At 70.4% G+C, this 16,904-nt stretch carries 19 protein-coding genes, 1 pseudogene and 1 riboswitch; of the genes and pseudogenes, 10 read left to right on the top strand and 10 right to left on the bottom strand.

Annotated elements, in window-relative coordinates:
• Positions 1-166: 166 nt before the first annotated feature.
• A pseudogene (locus tag SSOG_RS24805) lies at positions 167-877 on the bottom strand (copper homeostasis protein CutC); the annotation flags it as partial.
• 58 nt (positions 878-935) lie between these two features.
• Here SSOG_RS24805 and SSOG_RS24800 point away from each other — a divergent pair.
• Positions 936-1,592 (top strand): HD domain-containing protein, encoded by a 657-nt coding sequence (locus SSOG_RS24800; protein ID WP_009716996.1) that lies wholly within the window; start codon positions 936-938, stop codon positions 1,590-1,592.
• A gap of 171 nt (positions 1,593-1,763) precedes the next feature.
• On the opposite strand, the gene SSOG_RS24795 is transcribed toward SSOG_RS24800, so the two are convergent.
• Positions 1,764-2,342: a TetR/AcrR family transcriptional regulator gene (locus tag SSOG_RS24795; protein WP_009716995.1), complete on the bottom strand. Its 579-nt coding sequence runs from the start codon at positions 2,340-2,342 to the stop codon at positions 1,764-1,766.
• 136 nt (positions 2,343-2,478) lie between these two features.
• Here SSOG_RS24795 and SSOG_RS24790 point away from each other — a divergent pair, with 136 nt between their 5' ends.
• A complete protein-coding gene (locus SSOG_RS24790; protein WP_050800342.1) occupies positions 2,479-2,880 on the top strand; it encodes an anthrone oxygenase family protein in 402 nt (133 codons plus the stop codon).
• 87 nt (positions 2,881-2,967) lie between these two features.
• Positions 2,968-3,393 carry a DUF4267 domain-containing protein gene (locus tag SSOG_RS24785; protein WP_009716993.1) on the top strand — a complete coding sequence of 142 codons (426 nt, stop codon included), beginning with the start codon at positions 2,968-2,970 and terminating at the stop codon, positions 3,391-3,393.
• A 91-nt stretch (positions 3,394-3,484) separates the two neighbouring features.
• Here the strand turns inward: SSOG_RS24785 and SSOG_RS24780 are convergent, their stop codons facing one another.
• The gene (locus tag SSOG_RS24780; RefSeq protein WP_009716992.1) at positions 3,485-3,709 is read right to left on the bottom strand and encodes a DUF397 domain-containing protein; all 225 of its coding nucleotides are present in this window, start codon (positions 3,707-3,709) and stop codon (positions 3,485-3,487) included.
• Positions 3,706-4,536 carry a helix-turn-helix domain-containing protein gene (locus tag SSOG_RS24775; RefSeq protein WP_009716991.1) on the bottom strand — a complete coding sequence of 277 codons (831 nt, stop codon included), beginning with the start codon at positions 4,534-4,536 and terminating at the stop codon, positions 3,706-3,708. The genes SSOG_RS24780 and SSOG_RS24775 overlap by 4 nt, the downstream gene beginning before the upstream one ends.
• A gap of 172 nt (positions 4,537-4,708) precedes the next feature.
• Here SSOG_RS24775 and SSOG_RS24770 point away from each other — a divergent pair, with 172 nt between their 5' ends.
• From SSOG_RS24770 to SSOG_RS24760, 3 genes are all read left to right on the top strand, one after another.
• Entirely contained in the window at positions 4,709-5,002 is a 294-nt protein-coding gene (locus SSOG_RS24770; protein WP_009716990.1) for a hypothetical protein, read from the top strand.
• 319 nt (positions 5,003-5,321) lie between these two features.
• Positions 5,322-5,669 (top strand): hypothetical protein, encoded by a 348-nt coding sequence (locus SSOG_RS24765; RefSeq protein ID WP_039938605.1) that lies wholly within the window; start codon positions 5,322-5,324, stop codon positions 5,667-5,669.
• 117 nt (positions 5,670-5,786) lie between these two features.
• A complete protein-coding gene (locus SSOG_RS24760; RefSeq protein WP_009716988.1) occupies positions 5,787-7,022 on the top strand; it encodes a Cmx/CmrA family chloramphenicol efflux MFS transporter in 1,236 nt (411 codons plus the stop codon).
• Between the two features lie 24 nt (positions 7,023-7,046).
• Here SSOG_RS24760 and SSOG_RS24755 read toward each other — a convergent pair whose 3' ends face one another.
• The gene (locus tag SSOG_RS24755) at positions 7,047-7,316 is read right to left on the bottom strand and encodes a DUF4031 domain-containing protein (protein WP_009716987.1); all 270 of its coding nucleotides are present in this window, start codon (positions 7,314-7,316) and stop codon (positions 7,047-7,049) included.
• Positions 7,316-7,672 carry a hypothetical protein gene (locus tag SSOG_RS24750; RefSeq protein ID WP_086015806.1) on the bottom strand — a complete coding sequence of 119 codons (357 nt, stop codon included), beginning with the start codon at positions 7,670-7,672 and terminating at the stop codon, positions 7,316-7,318. The genes SSOG_RS24755 and SSOG_RS24750 overlap by 1 nt, the downstream gene beginning before the upstream one ends.
• Positions 7,673-7,786: 114 nt before the next feature.
• On the opposite strand from SSOG_RS24750, the gene SSOG_RS24745 reads away from it, so the two are divergent.
• Both SSOG_RS24745 and murQ read left to right on the top strand, forming a co-directional pair.
• Positions 7,787-8,719, top strand: coding sequence for a MurR/RpiR family transcriptional regulator (locus tag SSOG_RS24745; protein ID WP_009716985.1), 933 nt, complete (start codon positions 7,787-7,789; stop codon positions 8,717-8,719).
• A gap of 86 nt (positions 8,720-8,805) precedes the next feature.
• Positions 8,806-9,762 (top strand): N-acetylmuramic acid 6-phosphate etherase, encoded by a 957-nt coding sequence (gene murQ / locus SSOG_RS24740; protein WP_009716984.1) that lies wholly within the window; start codon positions 8,806-8,808, stop codon positions 9,760-9,762.
• Between the two features lie 109 nt (positions 9,763-9,871).
• On the opposite strand, the gene groL is transcribed toward murQ, so the two are convergent.
• The 4 genes from groL to thrC form a co-directional block, all read right to left on the bottom strand.
• On the bottom strand, positions 9,872-11,497 hold the full coding sequence (gene groL, locus SSOG_RS24735) for a chaperonin GroEL (RefSeq protein ID WP_009716983.1): 1,626 nt from the start codon (positions 11,495-11,497) through the stop codon (positions 9,872-9,874).
• 307 nt (positions 11,498-11,804) lie between these two features.
• Positions 11,805-12,011, bottom strand: coding sequence for a cold-shock protein (locus SSOG_RS24730; protein WP_009716982.1), 207 nt, complete (start codon positions 12,009-12,011; stop codon positions 11,805-11,807).
• Positions 12,012-12,440: 429 nt separating this feature from the next.
• Entirely contained in the window at positions 12,441-12,719 is a 279-nt protein-coding gene (locus SSOG_RS24725) for a MoaD/ThiS family protein (RefSeq protein ID WP_009716981.1), read from the bottom strand.
• The gene (gene thrC / locus SSOG_RS24720; RefSeq protein WP_039938601.1) at positions 12,716-14,002 is read right to left on the bottom strand and encodes a threonine synthase; all 1,287 of its coding nucleotides are present in this window, start codon (positions 14,000-14,002) and stop codon (positions 12,716-12,718) included. Before thrC ends, SSOG_RS24725 begins: the two co-directional genes overlap by 4 nt.
• 17 nt (positions 14,003-14,019) lie before the next feature.
• A riboswitch (SAM riboswitch) is annotated at positions 14,020-14,161 on the bottom strand.
• Positions 14,162-14,336: 175 nt separating this feature from the next.
• Here thrC and SSOG_RS24715 point away from each other — a divergent pair.
• A complete protein-coding gene (locus SSOG_RS24715; RefSeq protein WP_009716979.1) occupies positions 14,337-15,284 on the top strand; it encodes a glucosyl-3-phosphoglycerate synthase in 948 nt (315 codons plus the stop codon).
• Positions 15,285-15,353: 69 nt separating this feature from the next.
• Positions 15,354-16,817, top strand: coding sequence for an alpha,alpha-trehalose-phosphate synthase (UDP-forming) (locus SSOG_RS24710; RefSeq protein WP_009716978.1), 1,464 nt, complete (start codon positions 15,354-15,356; stop codon positions 16,815-16,817).
• Positions 16,818-16,904: the final 87 nt, after the last annotated feature.

The raw sequence follows: 16,904 nt of genomic DNA, 5'->3' as shown, positions 1-16,904 counted from the left end.
TCGGGAGCGCCCACACCCAGTGGTGGGACCAGGAGACCGGGCTGACCATGAGGGCGGTGACGGCGCAGCTGACGGCGGCCCAGGCGCGGGCGTGCGGCAGGGCGCGGTCGTCGGCGAGCTGGGCGGCGACGGCGGTCGCCAGCCCGACGCAGCCGATCAGCGCCGGGGCGTCCAGCGCGAGACGCCACTGCCCGACGGCGGCCGCGTCCACCGAGCCGTGCCATCCGCCGGGCCGGGCCGCGCTGCCGATGTGGAAAGCAGTGATGCCCGTGGCGCGCAGCTCGGGGAGGTGGTCGAGGCGAAGGCCGCCGCCGACCATGATCCGCGCCTCGTACCCCGGCGCCCCGGCACGGAGGGCCTCGGCCCGGAGGGTCGGCAGGCCGTGGTCGACGCCATGGGCCGAACCGGCGGTGAGGTAGGTGTCCAGGCCGGGAAGCCCGGCCAGCTGCCGGCGGAGCACGTCGCGGTCGGCGGCGCGGTCGATGGCCCGGTGGAAGGTCCAGCGGCTCTCGTCCACCCCCGGCCCGGCGCCGATGACCTCGACGAGCGCGGCGATGGCGGCCAGATCGGCCAGACCATCGGCGGCGAGGAAGCCGAGCACGAACTCGTCCGCCCCCTCCGCGTGCAGCGCGGCGGCCTTACGGCACAGCGCGTCGACGGCCACGGCGTCCCCCGCCGCGAACCCGTCGGACGCACGGAGCATCACCCGCACCGGCAGATCCACCGCCGAACGGACGGCGGCGAAGGTCTCCCGGGAGGGCGTCAGCCCATCGGCTGCCATGTCGGTGACCAGCTCAAGACGGTCCGCCCCTCCGGCCTCGGCCGCGATCGCGTCCTCCGGGTGGAGGGCGATAACCTCGAGAATTGGTCTAGACATGCTGCATAGCTTGCCACACCCCCCACCCTCCGCAACCCGCACCCCGGAGAATGGACCCATGTCCGACCACCCCGCCCTCCTCGCCCGCTGGGCGCTTCTCCTCAACGGCGCCCGCGACACCACCACCCCCGACCCGGACCCCTACGGCCGCGACCTCCTCTCCCGCTGGGCCGAACCCCAGCGCCGCTACCACACCACCGACCACCTGATCGCGGTGCTGGACCGGGTCGACGAGCTGCTGGAACACACCGAGGCCCCCGACCCCGCCGCGATCCGCCTCGCCGCCTGGTTCCACGACGCCGTCTACCTCCCCGACCGCTCGACCAACGAGGACCGCAGCGCCCGCCTCGCCGAACGCGCCCTCCCCGAGGCGGGCGTCCCGGAGGCCCGCGTGGCCGAGACCGCCCGCCTCGTCCGCCTCACCACCGACCACGACCCCGCCGAGGGCGACACCAACGGCGAAGTCCTCTGCGACGCCGACCTCGCGGTGCTGGCGGGCTCACCCGAGGCCTACAGCGCGTACGCGGCAGCGGTCCGCGAGGAGTACGCCTTCGTCCCGGACGACACCTTCCGCGAAGGCCGCGCGAACGTCCTCCGCCACCTCCTGGGCCTGCCCTGCCTGTTCCGCACCCCCATCGGCCACGACCGCTGGGAGCCGGCGGCCCGCCGCAACATGACCACCGAGCTGGAGCTGCTGGGCTCCGCGTCATCATGAGGCACGCTCGGATCCCGAAAGCGCGGTCGACGGTCGGCCGATCGTCTTCCACCTCGGTGACGTCGCCCGTGCCCTGATCGGCAAGCGACGCTTCCGCCGAACCGGCTGAGTGCCTGGCGAAGAGCGGGCTGGGCCCGAGGAGCCCGGCCGCATGCCCGCCGGAACGGTGCGTCAGACCACGGCGAGCCGGTCCACCAGCAGCTCCGTCCTCCGCTCGGCGTACTCCGGCGGCAGTCGGCCCGACCGGGCCAGGGTCGCCAGGCCGTGCAGGGCCGACCAGAACACCTCGGTGAACACTCCCGGGTGGACGCCGTCCCCGGCCACCTCGCCGAGACTCTCCAGCAGGGCGGCGAAGGCGTCCTTCAACGGCTCCGGAGTGTCCTCCTTCGCGAACACCAGGCCGCCGTCGAGCAGGAACATGGCGTCGTAGACCGCCGGGTGGGACTCGGCGAAGTCGAGGTAGGCGCGGGCGAGGGCGGTGACCCGGGCGCGCGGGCCGTCCGCGGCGGCGGCCGCGGCCCGCACGGCCGCGGCCATCTCGGCGGCGCCCTCCAGGGCGACCGCACCGATGATCTCGCGCTTGCCGCGGAAGTGGCTGTAGAGGACGGGCTGGCTGTACTCGATGCGCTCGGCGAGGCGGCGCGTGGTGACCGCGTCCCAGCCCTGCTGCTCGGCGATTTCGCGGGCCGTCGCCACGATGAGGCGCTCACGTCCCGCCCGTTCGCGCTCCTTGCGTTCCTGTACCGACATGACCCGATCCTATCACCGCTAGACAGACGAGCGGCAGCAGGTCTAGTGTTGCCCCATCATCTAGCATCGCTAGACCCCAGGAGGGTTATTTTTTTTTACCGCACTTGAGGTCATCACCACCGTGGTCTTCGGCGTGATGGTGGGGGTGGAGTTCTCCGTCGCCTTCGTCATCAACCCGATCCTCAGCGCCCTCCCCGAGGACAGCGGCCAACTCGGCCGCGCCCACGGGGGCCGGATGCTCGGCGCCGTCATGCCGGTCTGGTACATCGGCTCGCTCGTCCTCGTCGCGGTCTGGGCCATCGCCGGACGACACCACGACGGCACCGGCCTCGTCGTCACCGCCGGCGCGCTGCTGATCCTCAGCGTGATCATGTCGCTCCTGCTGCTCGTCCCGATCAACAACCGGAGCAAGACGTGGACCCCCGAGAATCGGCCCGCCGACTGGAAGCAGCAGTCGAACCGCTGGGACCGCTTCCACTACGTCCGCATCGCCGTCATCATCGCCGCCTTCACCCTGCTCGTCGCCGCCCTCGCCTGAGCCCGCGGGCCGACACCGCGCCGGTGGCGCACAATCCCCCCTCCACGAACCTCACCAAGCTGACGAAGACTCGCAAGGAGAAGAACAATGTCGCTGAAGAAGATCAACACCTTCCTGGCCGCCGCCTTCATCCTCTTCATCCTCTGGTTCGGGGTGGAGTTCATCCTGAACCCGGAGACGACGGCACCGGGCTTCGGCCTGCCGAGCTGGCCCTCCGGCGACGGCGACGGCTTCCTGATCATCAAGGGAATCCGCGACGTCGTCTTAGCCCTGGTCCTGGGCATCCTGCTGGTGACGGGCCATCGCCGGGCGCTGGGCTGGGTGCTGCTGGTGGAGGCCCTCGCCGCGTACGGCGACATGGCCACCGTGCTGGCCCACCACGGCTCCGTGGCCACCGCGCTCGGCGTCCACGGTCTGACCGCGACACTGATGGTGGTCAACGGCCTGCTGATAATGCGCGAGACCCGCAAGGTCGCGGCCGCTCCGGCAACGCCCGCCCCGCAGCCCGCCTAACGCCACCTTGGCGCGTATCGGTATGCGCCTGTCAGCGCCTGCCGGGAAAGGCGAGGCGCACGCTTCGGCCCCGCTCCAACAGCGGCAGGGGTCAGACCGCAGGGAACTCGCCGCGTATGAGGGCGGAGACGAACGACGACCACCCCTCCGCCGGGAAGGTCAGCGCCGGGCCGTGCGGGTTCTTGGAGTCGCGGACCGGGACCGTGCCGTGGGTCTGGGCGAAGGCGCGGGAGAACTCGACGCACTGGCCGCCGTTGGCGTCGCTGTGGGAGGACTTGATCCACTCGGCAGCGGTGAGATCCAAGTCGGCACTCATGTGCGGTACTCCTTCACCAGAGTCTTGATCAGGGCCGTTGATCGATCCGGGGACAGCGCATGCGCCCTGAGCAGATCATAGTCATCCAGGGCTGCGGTGACCGTCCGAGGAGAGTCGTGCATCCTCCCTCCTACCCGGGTCTCGGTGTAAAGCACCGTGGGCGAGTCCGGGAAGCGCAGCAACGTGAAGGGCTTCGTGGAAGCGGCTGGAGCGCCCGCCGAGAACGGCAGAACTTGAAGCGTGATGTGCGGTGACGCGGCAGCCGTCAGCAGGTACTCAAGTTGCCCGCCCATGACGTCGGCACCGCCCACCACCGTGCGCAGGCACGCCTCGTTCAGGATGACCCAAAGGTACGGCGGAGCCTCCTGCTCGAACACCTCACGCCGACTCAGTCGCGTGGCGACCTTGCCGTCGATCACCTCGGCCTCTTCCTGCGAGAAGTACGCGCGGAAGATGGCGCCTGCGTAGTCCTTCGTCTGAAGGATGCCGATCACGAGGTTCGCCGAGTAGTCCAGCACCCGTGACGCCTTGCGCTCCAGGTTGAGATACGGGGTGAACCACGAGGGGTGGTCGCCCTCGTCGATCCTCCGGAGCATGTCCGCGAACAGATGGCCCGTACCGAACGCGGTGTCGCAGCCCTTCGCGAACTTGTCGCTGGGTCTGGGCAGGAGCTTCCCGGCCTCCACTCTGCTGACGTACGCCTCCGAGTAACCGGCGGCCTGGCCCAGACGCTTCTGCGTGAGCTTGCGGGCGAGACGGACCTGCTTGACGTCACGGCCGAAGCGCTGGAGCGGATTCAAGTTCGCGGATGGGGTCGTCTCGTCCAATGCCGTGACCTCTCGCTATGTGATCGTGGCCAGCATCGCGGCAGGTCACCCACTTGCACGCTGCCCCTCAAGGCGTCTCATTCTATTGGCCGCCACGTTGCCCTGGTGACCAATTGACTACATACGGTGCCCACCCAGGGCGTCCAGGGAACAGCCGAGTGGAGCTGATGTCATGAACGGCCTACGCCTCCTGCCGTGGTCCAGTCCGGAGGGCAAGCCCTGTTACTTGTCGACGGACGACGACAACAGCCGGTTGAGCCGAAAGGCAGACGAGATCGAGGCACTGCAACTCGACATGGGCTCCCAGCTGCTCGGCCATGCCAGTGCCCTGCTCGACGACGAGAAGGCAGGCAACGGGGAACTGCGCTTCCTGGCCTGCCGGTTGAGCGAGGCACTGACCGACGCGTTGCGGATTGCCGAGAGCAGGGGCGGACGGCTACTCGAGCACGATGTGAGCGCCGAATGAGCAAGAAACCGTCATATCCGGTTTTGCGGGAGGTCTCGCGAAACAGGACCTGATCAACATATGCGGCACCCTTGTCCTTGAGTGCGCAACGAAAAAGCCACTTATGCTCGCGCCCCAGAGCACCTAGCGCACTCAACTGTCTTAAGCAACAAGGTTTTTGACGGCGTGTCACGCTTTCCCGTGCGGCATTCGGGAGGTAGGTTTTCCATCAGCGCGGACCGACCTTCCGCGCCGACCTTCTCAGTGAAAAAGCGTGCCCGGAGGACGCGAATGCGCCCTCTGCTTTCGGGCACGTCAAAACGGGAAACGGGGAATCATCGTGAAGAACAAAATCGCTCTCGCGGGCGCCGGGATCGTCCTGGCCTGTTCGTCCGCCGCTTTCACCGCCTCGGCCGCCACGGCTGCTCCCGCCGGCAACGGCACGGTGGCCGCGGCCGACGTCGACGCGGCCGCGGCACCGCCGAGCTGCGTGAAGATCAAGAAGTACACCACCTACAACGGGTACCGCTCCTACAGCATCACGAACAAGTGCGCGTCGACCAAGAAGGTCAAGGCGATATTCAAGCGCGCCTATGACAGCTCGTGCACGGCAATCAAGCCCAACAAGAACCACAAGTTCGTCCCCAACGTCCCCATCGCGGACTGGGACAAGGTCGTCAAGTGCTGAAAAGTGTTTTCCGTTCGGCCGGGGTGCGTCAGCACCCCGGCCGACCGGCCGCGTGTCGCCTGACTCCGTCCTGACCAGCCGGGGAATGGCCGACCGGGCGCGGGCGTTGACGTCGGCATGCCCATCGCCGTTTATGTACTTGGCCTGTCCGTCTTCGCCCTCGGGACCTCGGAGTTCATGCTCTCCGGGCTGCTCCAACCCGTCGCCCGGGACATGGGAGTGACCATCCCCACGGCCGGGCTGCTGATATCGGCGTTCGCGATCGGGATGGTGGTCGGGGCGCCGCTGCTGGCGGCGGCCACGTTGCGGTTGCCGCGGCGGACGACGTTGATCGCGTTGCTCGCCGTGTTCGGGCTCGGGCAGGTGGCGGGGGCGGTGGCGCCGTCGTATGGGGTGTTGTTCGCGTCGCGGGTGGTGAGCGCGCTCGCGTGTGCCGGGTTCTGGGCCGTGGGGGCGGCGGTGGCCGTGTCGTTGGTGCCGGTGAACGCGCGGGCGCGGGCGATGGCGGTGATGGTCGGCGGGCTCAGCGTTGCGAACGTCGTGGGGGTTCCGGCCGGGGCGTTCCTGGGGCAGAACGCGGGATGGCGCGCCGCCTTCTGGGCGGTCGCCGGGCTGTCGGTGCTCGGGCTGATCGGGGTGATCGCGCTCGTACCGCGTACGGAGGTGCCGACCGGGGAGGACCGGCCGCGGCTGCGGAGCGAGTTGAGCATCTACCGGGACCGTCAGGTCTGGCTCGCGCTGGTCACCACAGCGCTGAGCGGCGGCGCGGTCTTCTGCCTGTTCTCGTACCTCGGGCCGCTGCTCACGGACGTGGCGGGGCTGGACGAGGGCTGGGTGCCGACGGTGCTGGCGCTGTTCGGGGTCGGCGCGCTGATCGGTACGGCGGTCGGCGGGCGGATCGCGGACGCGCACCTGTTCGGGACGATGTACGGCGGCATCACCGCCTCGACGGTGGTGCTGGGCGTCCTGGCGCTGACCGCGCACAGCCCGATCGCGGCCGTCGGCCTGGCGCTGCTGCTCGGCTTCACGGCCTTCTTCACCGCGCCCGCGCTCAACGCCCGCATGTTCAACGTCGCGAACGCCGCCCCGACGCTCGCGGGCGCGACCACGACGTCCGCGTTCAACATCGGCAACACGGTGGGCCCCTGGCTCGGTGGCCTGGTCATCAACGCGGGCTGGGGCTACCCGGCGGTGGCCTGGACGGGCGCCGCCCTGGCCGGTGCGGGCATCGTGACGACGGCGCTCGCGGCGCGGCTGCATCGGGCGGAGGGGGCGTCGCGGGTGATCGCCACCGGTCACACCGACAAGGCCACAACGCCCGCGCGCGAGGCGGCCTCGGAGGCTTCTCGCTGAGCCGGGTCCGGTTCCGGTGAGCCCTCAGCCCCGCGCCACGGGCTTACGGCGGCGCAGGCCCGCCGCCGTGAGCCGCCGCAGCAGCTCCTTGCTGCCGACCTCCTCCGCCCCCGCGCGCACCGCCCGCGTGTAGAGGTCGCTCGGGACGTCATAGTGGTCGCGGTCGAAGCCGCGGCGCGGGGCGCCGATGCGGATGGCGAAGGCGTGGAGTTCGTCGTACGAGACGTCGCTCACCAGGTGCGACCACATGCGGCCGTGGCCCGGCCACGAGGGCGGGTCTATCAGTACGGCCATCAGAGGGTGGTACCCAGCGAGCCCACGGGGGCCACCGCGACCGCCGTCTTGCCGCAGACCCAGTGCGGGTCGGGGCCCAGTTCGGGTTCCACGTCGAGGGCGTGGAGGTCGCCGCCCGTGGTGCAGACGGGGCAGAGGGGCCAGCGGCCGTAGCGTTCCAGCAGGGAGTCCTGGACGTCCTGGGCGACCAGACCGGCGACGTAGGCCACGCCTTCCGGCCATTGCTCGACCCACCAGCGGCGGTGCGCGATGGCGTCCTCGACGAGCGAGACGATGTCGGCTTGGGCGACGTCTCCCGCCGCGAGGTCGGCCAGGACGAGCGCCCGTGCCGCGTGCAGTGCATGTTCGAGCTTCATGGGTCCCATTGTGACCTTTGCTTCGTCGCGCCGCCTTCCAGCACAGGGAAGCCCATGGGAACGGGCTCCGCGCGCACTCTTGACGGGCTCCGTGGCCGGAAATAGTTTTCAGATGTGAGCAGCAAGTTGAAGGAAACTTTCACTCCCCTCACCGACCCCGCCGTGCCTGCCCCCTCCGCCCTCGCGGCGAAGGTCCGCACCCTGGGGCCCTCCATGACCCGCTCGATGCAGCGCGTCGCCGAGGCCGTCGCGGGCGATCCGGCAGGCTGCGCGGCGCTCACCGTCACCGGGCTCGCCGAGCGTACGGGTACCAGCGAAGCCACCGTCGTCCGCACCTCCCGGCTGCTCGGCTACCCCGGATACCGCGATCTGCGCCTCGCGCTCGCCGCGCTCGCCGCGCAGCAGGCGGCGGGCCGGGCACCGGCCGTCACCGCCGACATCGCGGTCGACGACCCGATCGGCGACGTGATCGCCAAGCTCGCGCAGGAGGAGCAGCAGTGTCTGGCCGACACCGCCGCGGGGCTCGACCCCGGCCAGGTCGAGGCCGCGGTCGCTGCGGTCGCCGCCGCCCGCCGGATCGATGTGTACGGCATCGGCGCGTCCAATCTGGTCGCCCAGGACCTGGTCCAGAAGCTGCTGCGGATCGGCCTGATCGCCCATGCGCACGCCGACCCGCACCAGGCCATCACCAACGCCGTGCAGCTGCACTCCCGCGACGTCGCGCTCGCGATCACCCATTCGGGGCGGACGACGGACGTCATCGAGCCGCTGCGCGTCGCCTTCGAGCGCGGGGCGACCACCATCGCGATCACCGGCCGCCCGGACGGCGAGATCGCGCAGTACGCGGACCTGGTCCTCACCACCTCCACCGCCCGCGAGAGCGAGCTGCGCCCGGCGGCCATGTCCAGCCGCACCAGCCAGCTGCTGGTGGTGGACTGCCTGTTCATAGGCGTGGCGCAGCGCACGTACGAGAGCGCGGCGCCCGCCCTGTCCGCCTCGTACGAGGCCCTCGCGCACCGGCACGATCCCCGCCCCCGCCACCGCTGAACCGCTGAGGCCGGGGCGCGCGACCAGGCCCCGCACCGCCGTCCCACCCCCACCGTCACGCTTACGTAGGGAAGAGCCGCTTCGCCATGACTTCCGCCGCCGATGAGCAACAGCAGCAACAGCAGGAACAGCAGCTCCGCGCCCAGCTGGAGACCCTCACCACCGAGGCGTTCCGCCCCGAACTCGCCGAGATCGACCGGCTCGACACCGTCGAGATCGCCCGCATCATGAACGCCGAGGACGCCGGCGTCCCCGCCGCCGTCGCCGCCCAGCTCCCCCGGATCGCCGCCGCCATCGACGGCATCGCCGCCCGCATGGCGGACGGCGGGCGGCTGATCTACGCGGGCGCGGGCACCGCCGGGCGGCTCGGGGTGCTCGACGCGAGCGAGTGCCCGCCCACCTTCAACGCCCGGCCGGACCGGGTGGTCGGCCTGATCGCGGGCGGCGAGACCGCCGTGGTGTCGTCCGTGGAGGGCGCGGAGGACAGCGCGGAGCTGGCCGCCGAGGACCTGGACCGGATCGGGGTCGGCCCGCGGGACACGGTGGTGGGCGTCTCGGCCTCCGGCCGCACCCCGTACGCCGTGGGCGCCGTCGAGCACGCCCGCCGCCGGGGGGCGCTCACCGTCGGGCTGTCGTGCAACGCGGGCTCGGCGCTCGCCGCGGCCGCCGAGCACGGCATCGAGGTCGTCGTCGGACCGGAGCTGCTCACCGGCTCCACCCGGCTCAAGGCGGGTACGGCGCAGAAGCTCGTGCTCAACATGTTCTCGACCATCACCATGATCCGGCTGGGCAAGACCTTCGGGAATCTGATGGTCGATGTGCGCGCCTCGAACGAGAAGCTGCGGGCGCGCACGCGCCGTATCGTTTCTCTGGCCACCGGCGCAACGGACGAGCAGATCGAGAGCGCGCTGACGGCCACCGACTGGGAGGCCAAGAACGCCATCCTCACGATCCTCGGCGGCGTGGACGCGCCCACCGCCGAGAAGCTGCTCGGCGAGGCGAACGGCCATCTGCGGGCCGCCCTCGAAGCCGCAGGGGCGTAAAGGGGCATAAACAAAACGGCGGCGGGGCGGCACCCCTGGGAGAAAGGGTGCCGCCCCGCCGTCGTCAGTGGACGGTACGACCGACCGGCGCGCGGGGCGCCGAAGCCGATCAGAAGTCCATGTCACCGCCCGGCATGCCACCCGGGGCGCCCGCCGGAGCGGCCTTCTCGGGCTTGTCGGCGATGACGGCCTCGGTGGTGAGGAACAGCGCGGCGATCGACGCGGCGTTCTGGAGCGCGGAGCGCGTGACCTTCGCCGGGTCGATGATGCCCTCGGCGATGAGGTCGATGTACTCACCGGTCGCGGCGTTGAGGCCGTGGCCCGGGGTCAGGTTGCGCACCTTCTCCACCACGACGCCGCCCTCGAGGCCGGCGTTGACGGCGATCTGCTTCAGCGGGGCCTCCAGGGCCAGGCGCACGGCCTGGGCACCGGTGGCCTCGTCGCCCTCGAGCTCCAGCTTCTCGAACACCGAGACGGTCTGGAGCAGGGCCACGCCACCACCGGCGACGATGCCCTCCTCGACGGCGGCCTTGGCGTTGCGCACCGCGTCCTCGATGCGGTGCTTGCGCTCCTTGAGCTCGACCTCGGTCGCGGCACCGGCCTTGATGACGGCCACGCCGCCGGCCAGCTTCGCCAGGCGCTCCTGGAGCTTCTCGCGGTCGTAGTCCGAGTCCGAGTTCTCGATCTCGGCGCGGATCTGGTTGACGCGGCCCTGCACCTGGTCGGTGTCGCCGGCGCCGTCCACGATCGTGGTCTCGTCCTTGGTGACCGTGACCTTGCGGGCGCGGCCGAGCAGGTCGAGACCGGCGTTCTCCAGCTTGAGGCCGACCTCCTCGGAGATGACGGTGCCACCGGTGAGGATGGCGATGTCGCCGAGCATGGCCTTGCGGCGGTCACCGAAGCCCGGGGCCTTGACGGCGACGGACTTGAAGGTGCCACGGATCTTGTTGACGACCAGGGTCGCCAGCGCCTCGCCCTCGATGTCCTCGGCGATGATCAGCAGCGGCTTGCCGGACTGCATGACCTTCTCGAGCAGCGGGAGGAGGTCCTTCACGCTGGTGATCTTCGAGTTGACGATCAGGATGTACGGGTCGTCGAGCGACGACTCCATGCGCTCCATGTCCGTCGCGAAGTACGGGGAGATGTAGCCCTTGTCGAAGCGCATGCCCTCGGTGAGCTCGAGCTCGAGCCCGAAGGTCTGCGACTCCTCGACGGTGATGACGCCTTCCTTGCCGACCTTGTCCATCGCCTCGGCGATGAGCTCGCCGATCTGGGTGTCGGCGGCGGAGATGGAGGCGGTGGAGGCGATCTGCTCCTTGGTCTCCACGTCCTTGGCCTGCTCGAGCAGCTGGGCGGAGACGGCCTCGACGGCCTTCTCGATGCCGCGCTTGAGAGCCATCGGGTTGGCGCCCGCGGCTACGTTGCGGAGGCCCTCCTTGACCAGCGCCTGGGCGAGGACGGTCGCGGTCGTCGTGCCGTCACCGGCGACGTCGTCCGTCTTCTTCGCGACCTCCTTGACCAGCTCTGCGCCGATCTTCTCGTACGGGTCCTCGAGTTCGATCTCCTTGGCGATGGAAACACCATCGTTGGTGATCGTGGGGGCGCCCCACTTCTTCTCGAGGACGACGTTACGGCCCTTGGGGCCGAGGGTGACCTTGACGGCGTCGGCGAGCTGGTTCATCCCGCGCTCGAGGCCGCGCCGCGCCTCCTCGTCGAACGCGATGATCTTGGCCATGTGAAGTGGTCCTCCCAAGACGGGGTGGATTGCTCCGGACCGCGCCTGGCGCCCGCGACGGACGGCCTGCCTGCCGTGCGGTTCCTTGCCCCGCGCGGCGTCGGCTTGCCTCACCGACCCGATCCTTCTGTCACTCTCACCTTCAGAGTGCTAACGCAATAATTAGCACTCGCCCCATGAGAGTGCAAGCGCCCGATGGGCGTCAAGAGAGGCGGCCGGGAGCCCACGCGGACATGCCAGAGGGCCCGCCCCCTCGCGGGGTACGGGCCCTCCGGCTACTTCAGTCAGCTGCGTCGCGTTCGGCGCGTCAGCCTACGGCCACGCGGACCATGTCCGCCTGCGGGCCCTTCTGGCCCTGCGAGATCTCGAACTCGACCCGCTGGCCTTCCTCGAGGGTGCGGTAACCGTCCATCTGGATCGCACTGTAGTGGACGAACACGTCCGCACCACCGTCGACCGCGATGAAGCCGTACCCCTTCTCCGCGTTGAACCACTTGACGGTGCCCTGAGCCATTCCTAACTCCCCTATTGCTGGCCCTTGCGCAGGACCGCACTCCGCGGACCCGGGTCAGACCTCACCCCCCGAGTCGAGGGGGGTGTGCGCCGGAACGCGTCGACCGCCGCTGAATGTATCCGTCCCAACGCCCTCTGCAACAGGTCAATTGGACGAGAATTCTGGGCACGGCCGATCGGTAATAGGTGGAGAATTCATGTGAAGTTCGGGCAAACCCGACCGGACATAGGGTACCAACCCGACAAATCGCGCACACACTTTGCGCACAAGTTGACGAGTTCTCATATGCGGTTCCGGCGCCGGGGCTGATCAGGTAGCCCGGGACCGATGGGGAAGCGGGGCAACTCTATCGCGATTCCACACACGGAATCGCCCCGTCCGGTTCTTCCCGGACGAGGCGATTCCCAAGGTGAGCGGGGTGATGGGGCGTCAGCAGCCACCCGCGACCGCGGGGATGATCGACACCCCGGCGCCGTCCGGCGTGGCCGTGCCCAGGCCCTCGGCGAACCGCACGTCGTCGTCGTTGACGTAGACGTTCACGAAGCGGCGCAGCTTGCCGGTGTCGTCCAGAACACGCGCGGAGATGCCCGCGTGGTTCTTCTCCAGGTCCGCCAGAACCTCGGCGAGGGTCGCGCCCTCGGCACTGACCTCGGCCTGGCCGCCGGTGTAGGTACGCAGGATGGTCGGGATTCGGACGTTGACGCTCATGCGAGGCCAGCCTCTCGGAACGAGTCAAGGGTGGGGCGGATGATGGCGGAGGGACCCGTGGTGGGGGCCACCGCGTCGAGGGTCTTGAGGCCGTCGCCGGTGTTGAGGACGACGGTCGTCAGGGACGGGTCGAGCAGCCCGTCCTCGATCAGCTTCTTGGTCACGCCGACGGTCACGCCGCCCGCGGTCTCCGCGAAGATCCCCTCGGTGCGGGCGAGCAGCTTGATCGCGTCGACCACCTGCTCGTCCGTGACGTCCTCCACCGCCCCGCCGGTGCGGCGCGCGATGTCGAGGACGTACGGGCCGTCCGCCGGGTTGCCGATGGCCAGCGACTTGGCGATGGTGTTCGGCTTCTGCGGACGCACCACGTCGTGGCCCGCCTTGAAGGCGGTGGAGACCGGGGAGCAGCCCTCGGCCTGGGCGCCGAAGATCTTGTACGGCTTGTCCTCGACCAGACCGAGCTTGATCAGCTCCTTGAGCCCCTTGTCGATCTTGGTGAGCTGGGAGCCGGAGGCGATCGGGATGACGATCTGGTCCGGCAGCCGCCAGCCGAGCTGCTCGCAGATCTCGTACGCCAGGGTCTTGGAGCCCTCGCCGTAGTACGGCCGCAGGTTGACGTTGACGAAGCCCCAGCCCTCGCCCGCCGGGTCACCGATCAGCTCGCTGCAGAAGCGGTTGACGTCGTCGTAGTTGCCCTCGATGCCGACCAGCTCACCGCCGTAGACGGCGGCCATGACGACCTTGCCCGCCTCCAGGTCGTGCGGGATGAAGACGCAGGAGCGGAAGCCCGCGCGGGCCGCCGCGGCGCCCACCGCACCGGCCAGGTTGCCGGTGGAGGAGCAGGACAGGGTGGTGAAGCCGAAGGTGCGGGCCGCCTGGACGGCGATGGCGACGACCCGGTCCTTGAAGGAGTGGGTCGGGTTGCCGGAGTCGTCCTTGACGTGCAGCTCGCCGGTGACGCCCAGCTCGCGGGCGAGCCGGTCGGCCTTGACGAGCTGGGTGAAGCCCGGGCTCAGGCTGGGGAGCGCGGCCACGTCGGCGGGGACGGGCAGCAGCGGCGCATAGCGCCAGATGTTGTCGGGACCGGCCTCGATCTGCTTCCGCAGTCCCTCGGGATCGCCGCTCGGCAGGTCGTACGCCACCTCGAGCGGCCCGAAACACGATCCGCACGCGAAGATCGGGCCGAGGTCGAAGCGCTCACCGCATTCGCGGCAGGACAGGGCGACGGCGGGGCCGAAAGCGGCAGCGGAAGTGGTTGAGCTTTCGACAGATTGCACAGCCATGGAGGCGAGGCCCTTTCTCCTCATCTTCCTCGGGACGCATTTCGCCACGAGACGGAATTGGCACCTTCCCGAGCTGGGAGCCTCGCTACAGGACGCGAGACCAGCTGGAGGGTTGCCGGGGCTTCAACGGGCCGTTCCCTCTGCCCCTCTGGATGAGCGGTATGGCCGCCGGGCCGGGCCCGGGGCGTTTGTCCGCACCGTGCCCCCGACATACGAAGGTCATGTGCGCTGTTCAAGACTGTAACCGACGGCCCGGATGGTTGAGCTAGCCGTCCGAACCGCGAGATGGATCACAACGATCAACCCGAGCGATCACAGCAGGGAGACAAAACAGGTGCTGGATGAGGTGGAGCGCTGGCTAGAGCACCGCTCCTGGTCGGCCGACGACCGTCCGCTGGACCGCCTGCTGGCCGCGAAGCGCGACACGGCGACGAGCGTCAGCGTGGTGCTGCCCGCGCTGAACGAGGAGGCGACCGTCGGCGAGATCGCCGCCGCGATCCGCCGCGACCTGATGACCGAGGCCGTGCCGCTCGTCGACGAGCTGGTGGTGCTGGACTCCGGCTCCACGGACCGCACCGCCGAGGTCGCGGCGGCTGCCGGGGCGAGGGTCGTGCACCGCGACGCGCTGCTGCCCCGGCTGCCCGCGCTGCCCGGCAAGGGCGAGGTGCTGTGGCGGTCGCTGCTGGCGACCAGCGGCGACATCGTCTGCTTCATCGACGCCGACCTGCGCGAATTCGACGCGCGCTTCGTCTCCGGGATCGTCGGGCCGCTGCTCACCGACCCCGGGGTGCAGCTGGTCAAGGGCATGTACGACCGGCCGCTACGGGACACCGCTGGCCAGGGCGGACGGGTCACCGAGCTGGTCGCGCGGCCGCTGCTGAACCTGCACTGGCCGCAGCTCGCCGGTTTCGTCCAGCCGCTGGGCGGCGAGTACGCGGCCCGGCGCTCGCTGCTGGAGCGGCTGCCGTTCCCCGTCGGGTACGGGGTCGAGCTGGGCCTGCTCGTCGACTCGCTGCACACGGTCGGGCTCGACGCCCTCGCCCAGGTCGACATCGGTGTGCGCAAACACCGGCATCAGGACGGCAAGGCGCTCGGCCGGATGGCCGCCGCGATCTACCGCACCGCGCAGCTGCGGCTGGCCCGCGGCCATCTGGTGCGGCCGCGGCTGACCCAGTTCGAGCGCGGCGAGAACGGCTTCGAGCCGCGGACCACGGCGGTGGACACGGAGGAGCGTCCGCCGATGATCGAGATCCCGGAGTACGCGGAGCGGCGCGCGGCCTGAGGGCGTCTCTTCCGGGGCAAGAAACCGTACGTACGTTTGCGCGGCATGCCCGATGGCTAGGCTCGCGACATGGCCGTTGAACGCAGCGCACCGATCCTCGTCGCGTCCAACCGCGGCCCGGTCTCGTACGCGCTGGGCGAGGACGGTTCGCTCACCCCCAAGCGCGGGGGCGGCGGGCTGGTCTCCGGGCTGAGCGCGATCGGGCCCGACGCGGGCGCGGTCTGGGTGTGCGCCGCGCTCGGTGACGGCGACCGCGAGGCGGCGCGCCGCGCCGGGGCCGGGCATCTGGACGCGGACCACACCGGCGGGCAGCAGGTGCGGATGCTGGACATCGCGCCGGACGTCTTCGCCGCGGCGTACAACGGCGTCGCGAACTCGGTGCTGTGGTTCGTCCACCACCTGCTCTACCAGACCCCGGTCGAGCCGGTCTTCGACGCGGAGTTCCGCGCCCAGTGGGCGGCGTACGAGGCGTACAACGCGGCCTTCGCCGACGCGCTCGCCCAGGAGGCGGCCGAGGGCGCGGTCGTGCTGGTGCAGGACTACCACCTGGCGCTGGTCCCCGGGCTGCTCCGGGCCCGCCGTCCCGACCTGCGGATCGGCCACTTCTCCCACACCCCCTGGGCGCCCCCGGACTACTACCGGCTGCTGCCGGACGATGTCGCGGCGGGCGTGCTGCGCGGCATCCTCGGCGGCGACCGCGCCGCGTTCCTCACCGGGCGCTGGGCCGCCGCGTTCGCCGACTGCTGTGTGGCGGTGCTGGGCGCGGAGGTCGTCCGGGCCGACGACGGCTCGGCGGTCGCCGTCCGCTTCCACGGGCGGGAAACCCATCTCGGAGTCCACGGCCTCGGCGCCGATGCCGACTTCCTGCGGGAGCGGTCGCGGGCGGCCGACGTGGACGAACGTCTGGCGGCGCTGCGCGAGCAGATCGGACCGGGCCGGAAGACGATCGTCCGGGTGGACCGCACCGAGCTGTCCAAGAACATCGTGCGCGGGCTGCTGGCCTACCGCCGCCTGCTGGAGACCCACCCCGAGTGGCGCGAGCGCGTGGTCCACGTCGCCTTCGCGTATCCGTCCCGCCAGGACCTGACCGTCTACCGCGACTACACCGAGCGGGTGCGGGTGCTCGCCGAGGAGATCAACACGGAGTACGGAACGGAGGGCTGGCAGCCGGTCGCGCTCCACGTGAAGGACGACTTCGCCCGCTCGCTGGCCGCCTACCGACTGGCCGACGTGGCCCTCGTCAACCCGATCCGGGACGGCATGAACCTGGTCGCCAAGGAGGTCCCGGTCGTCTCCGAGCGCGGCTGCGTGCTGGTGCTGTCGCGGGAGGCGGGGGCGTACGAGGAGCTGGGCGCGGACGCGGTGACGGTGAACCCGTACGACGTCGAGGGCACGGCCCGCGCCCTCGACGAGGCCCTGCGCACCCCGGACGCCGAGCGCACGGACCGCACGAAGCGCCTGGCCGCGGCGGCAACGGCCCTCCCACCCCGCGACTGGTTCCTGACCCAGCTGCGGGCCCTGCAAGCGGGTTAGAGTCCCCCACCCGATATGCGGCTCCGCCGCGTGGCGGGACTCCGCCCCGGACCCCGACCCCCGCGCGGTCTCACCGCCACCCCCGGA

It is taken from the genome of Streptomyces himastatinicus ATCC 53653 (assembly GCF_000158915.1).
GTDB lineage: Bacteria > Actinomycetota > Actinomycetes > Streptomycetales > Streptomycetaceae > Streptomyces > Streptomyces himastatinicus.
Note: the sequence above shows the minus strand (reverse complement) of the source record. Positions and strands in the feature narration are given on the sequence as shown.

Excerpts from the sequence above, each read along its gene's own strand:
- SSOG_RS24755 (WP_009716987.1), bottom strand. The coding sequence starts at position 7,316 with ATGGCCGTACTGATAGACCCGCCCTCGTGGCCGGGCCACGGCCGCATG.
- SSOG_RS24730 (WP_009716982.1), bottom strand. The coding sequence starts at position 12,011 with ATGGCTCAGGGCACCGTCAAGTGGTTCAACGCGGAGAAGGGGTACGGC.
- SSOG_RS24770 (WP_009716990.1), top strand. The coding sequence starts at position 4,709 with ATGAACGGCCTACGCCTCCTGCCGTGGTCCAGTCCGGAGGGCAAGCCC.
- SSOG_RS24785 (WP_009716993.1), top strand. The coding sequence starts at position 2,968 with ATGTCGCTGAAGAAGATCAACACCTTCCTGGCCGCCGCCTTCATCCTC.
- SSOG_RS24710 (WP_009716978.1), top strand. The coding sequence starts at position 15,354 with ATGGCCGTTGAACGCAGCGCACCGATCCTCGTCGCGTCCAACCGCGGC.
- SSOG_RS24795 (WP_009716995.1), bottom strand. The coding sequence starts at position 2,342 with ATGTCGGTACAGGAACGCAAGGAGCGCGAACGGGCGGGACGTGAGCGC.
- murQ (WP_009716984.1), top strand. The coding sequence starts at position 8,806 with ATGACTTCCGCCGCCGATGAGCAACAGCAGCAACAGCAGGAACAGCAG.
- SSOG_RS24750 (WP_086015806.1), bottom strand. The coding sequence starts at position 7,672 with ATGAAGCTCGAACATGCACTGCACGCGGCACGGGCGCTCGTCCTGGCC.
- SSOG_RS24790 (WP_050800342.1), top strand. The coding sequence starts at position 2,479 with ATGGTGGGGGTGGAGTTCTCCGTCGCCTTCGTCATCAACCCGATCCTC.
- groL (WP_009716983.1), bottom strand. The coding sequence starts at position 11,497 with ATGGCCAAGATCATCGCGTTCGACGAGGAGGCGCGGCGCGGCCTCGAG.
- SSOG_RS24800 (WP_009716996.1), top strand. The coding sequence starts at position 936 with ATGTCCGACCACCCCGCCCTCCTCGCCCGCTGGGCGCTTCTCCTCAAC.
- thrC (WP_039938601.1), bottom strand. The coding sequence starts at position 14,002 with ATGGCTGTGCAATCTGTCGAAAGCTCAACCACTTCCGCTGCCGCTTTC.
- SSOG_RS24760 (WP_009716988.1), top strand. The coding sequence starts at position 5,787 with ATGCCCATCGCCGTTTATGTACTTGGCCTGTCCGTCTTCGCCCTCGGG.
- SSOG_RS24780 (WP_009716992.1), bottom strand. The coding sequence starts at position 3,709 with ATGAGTGCCGACTTGGATCTCACCGCTGCCGAGTGGATCAAGTCCTCC.
- SSOG_RS24725 (WP_009716981.1), bottom strand. The coding sequence starts at position 12,719 with ATGAGCGTCAACGTCCGAATCCCGACCATCCTGCGTACCTACACCGGC.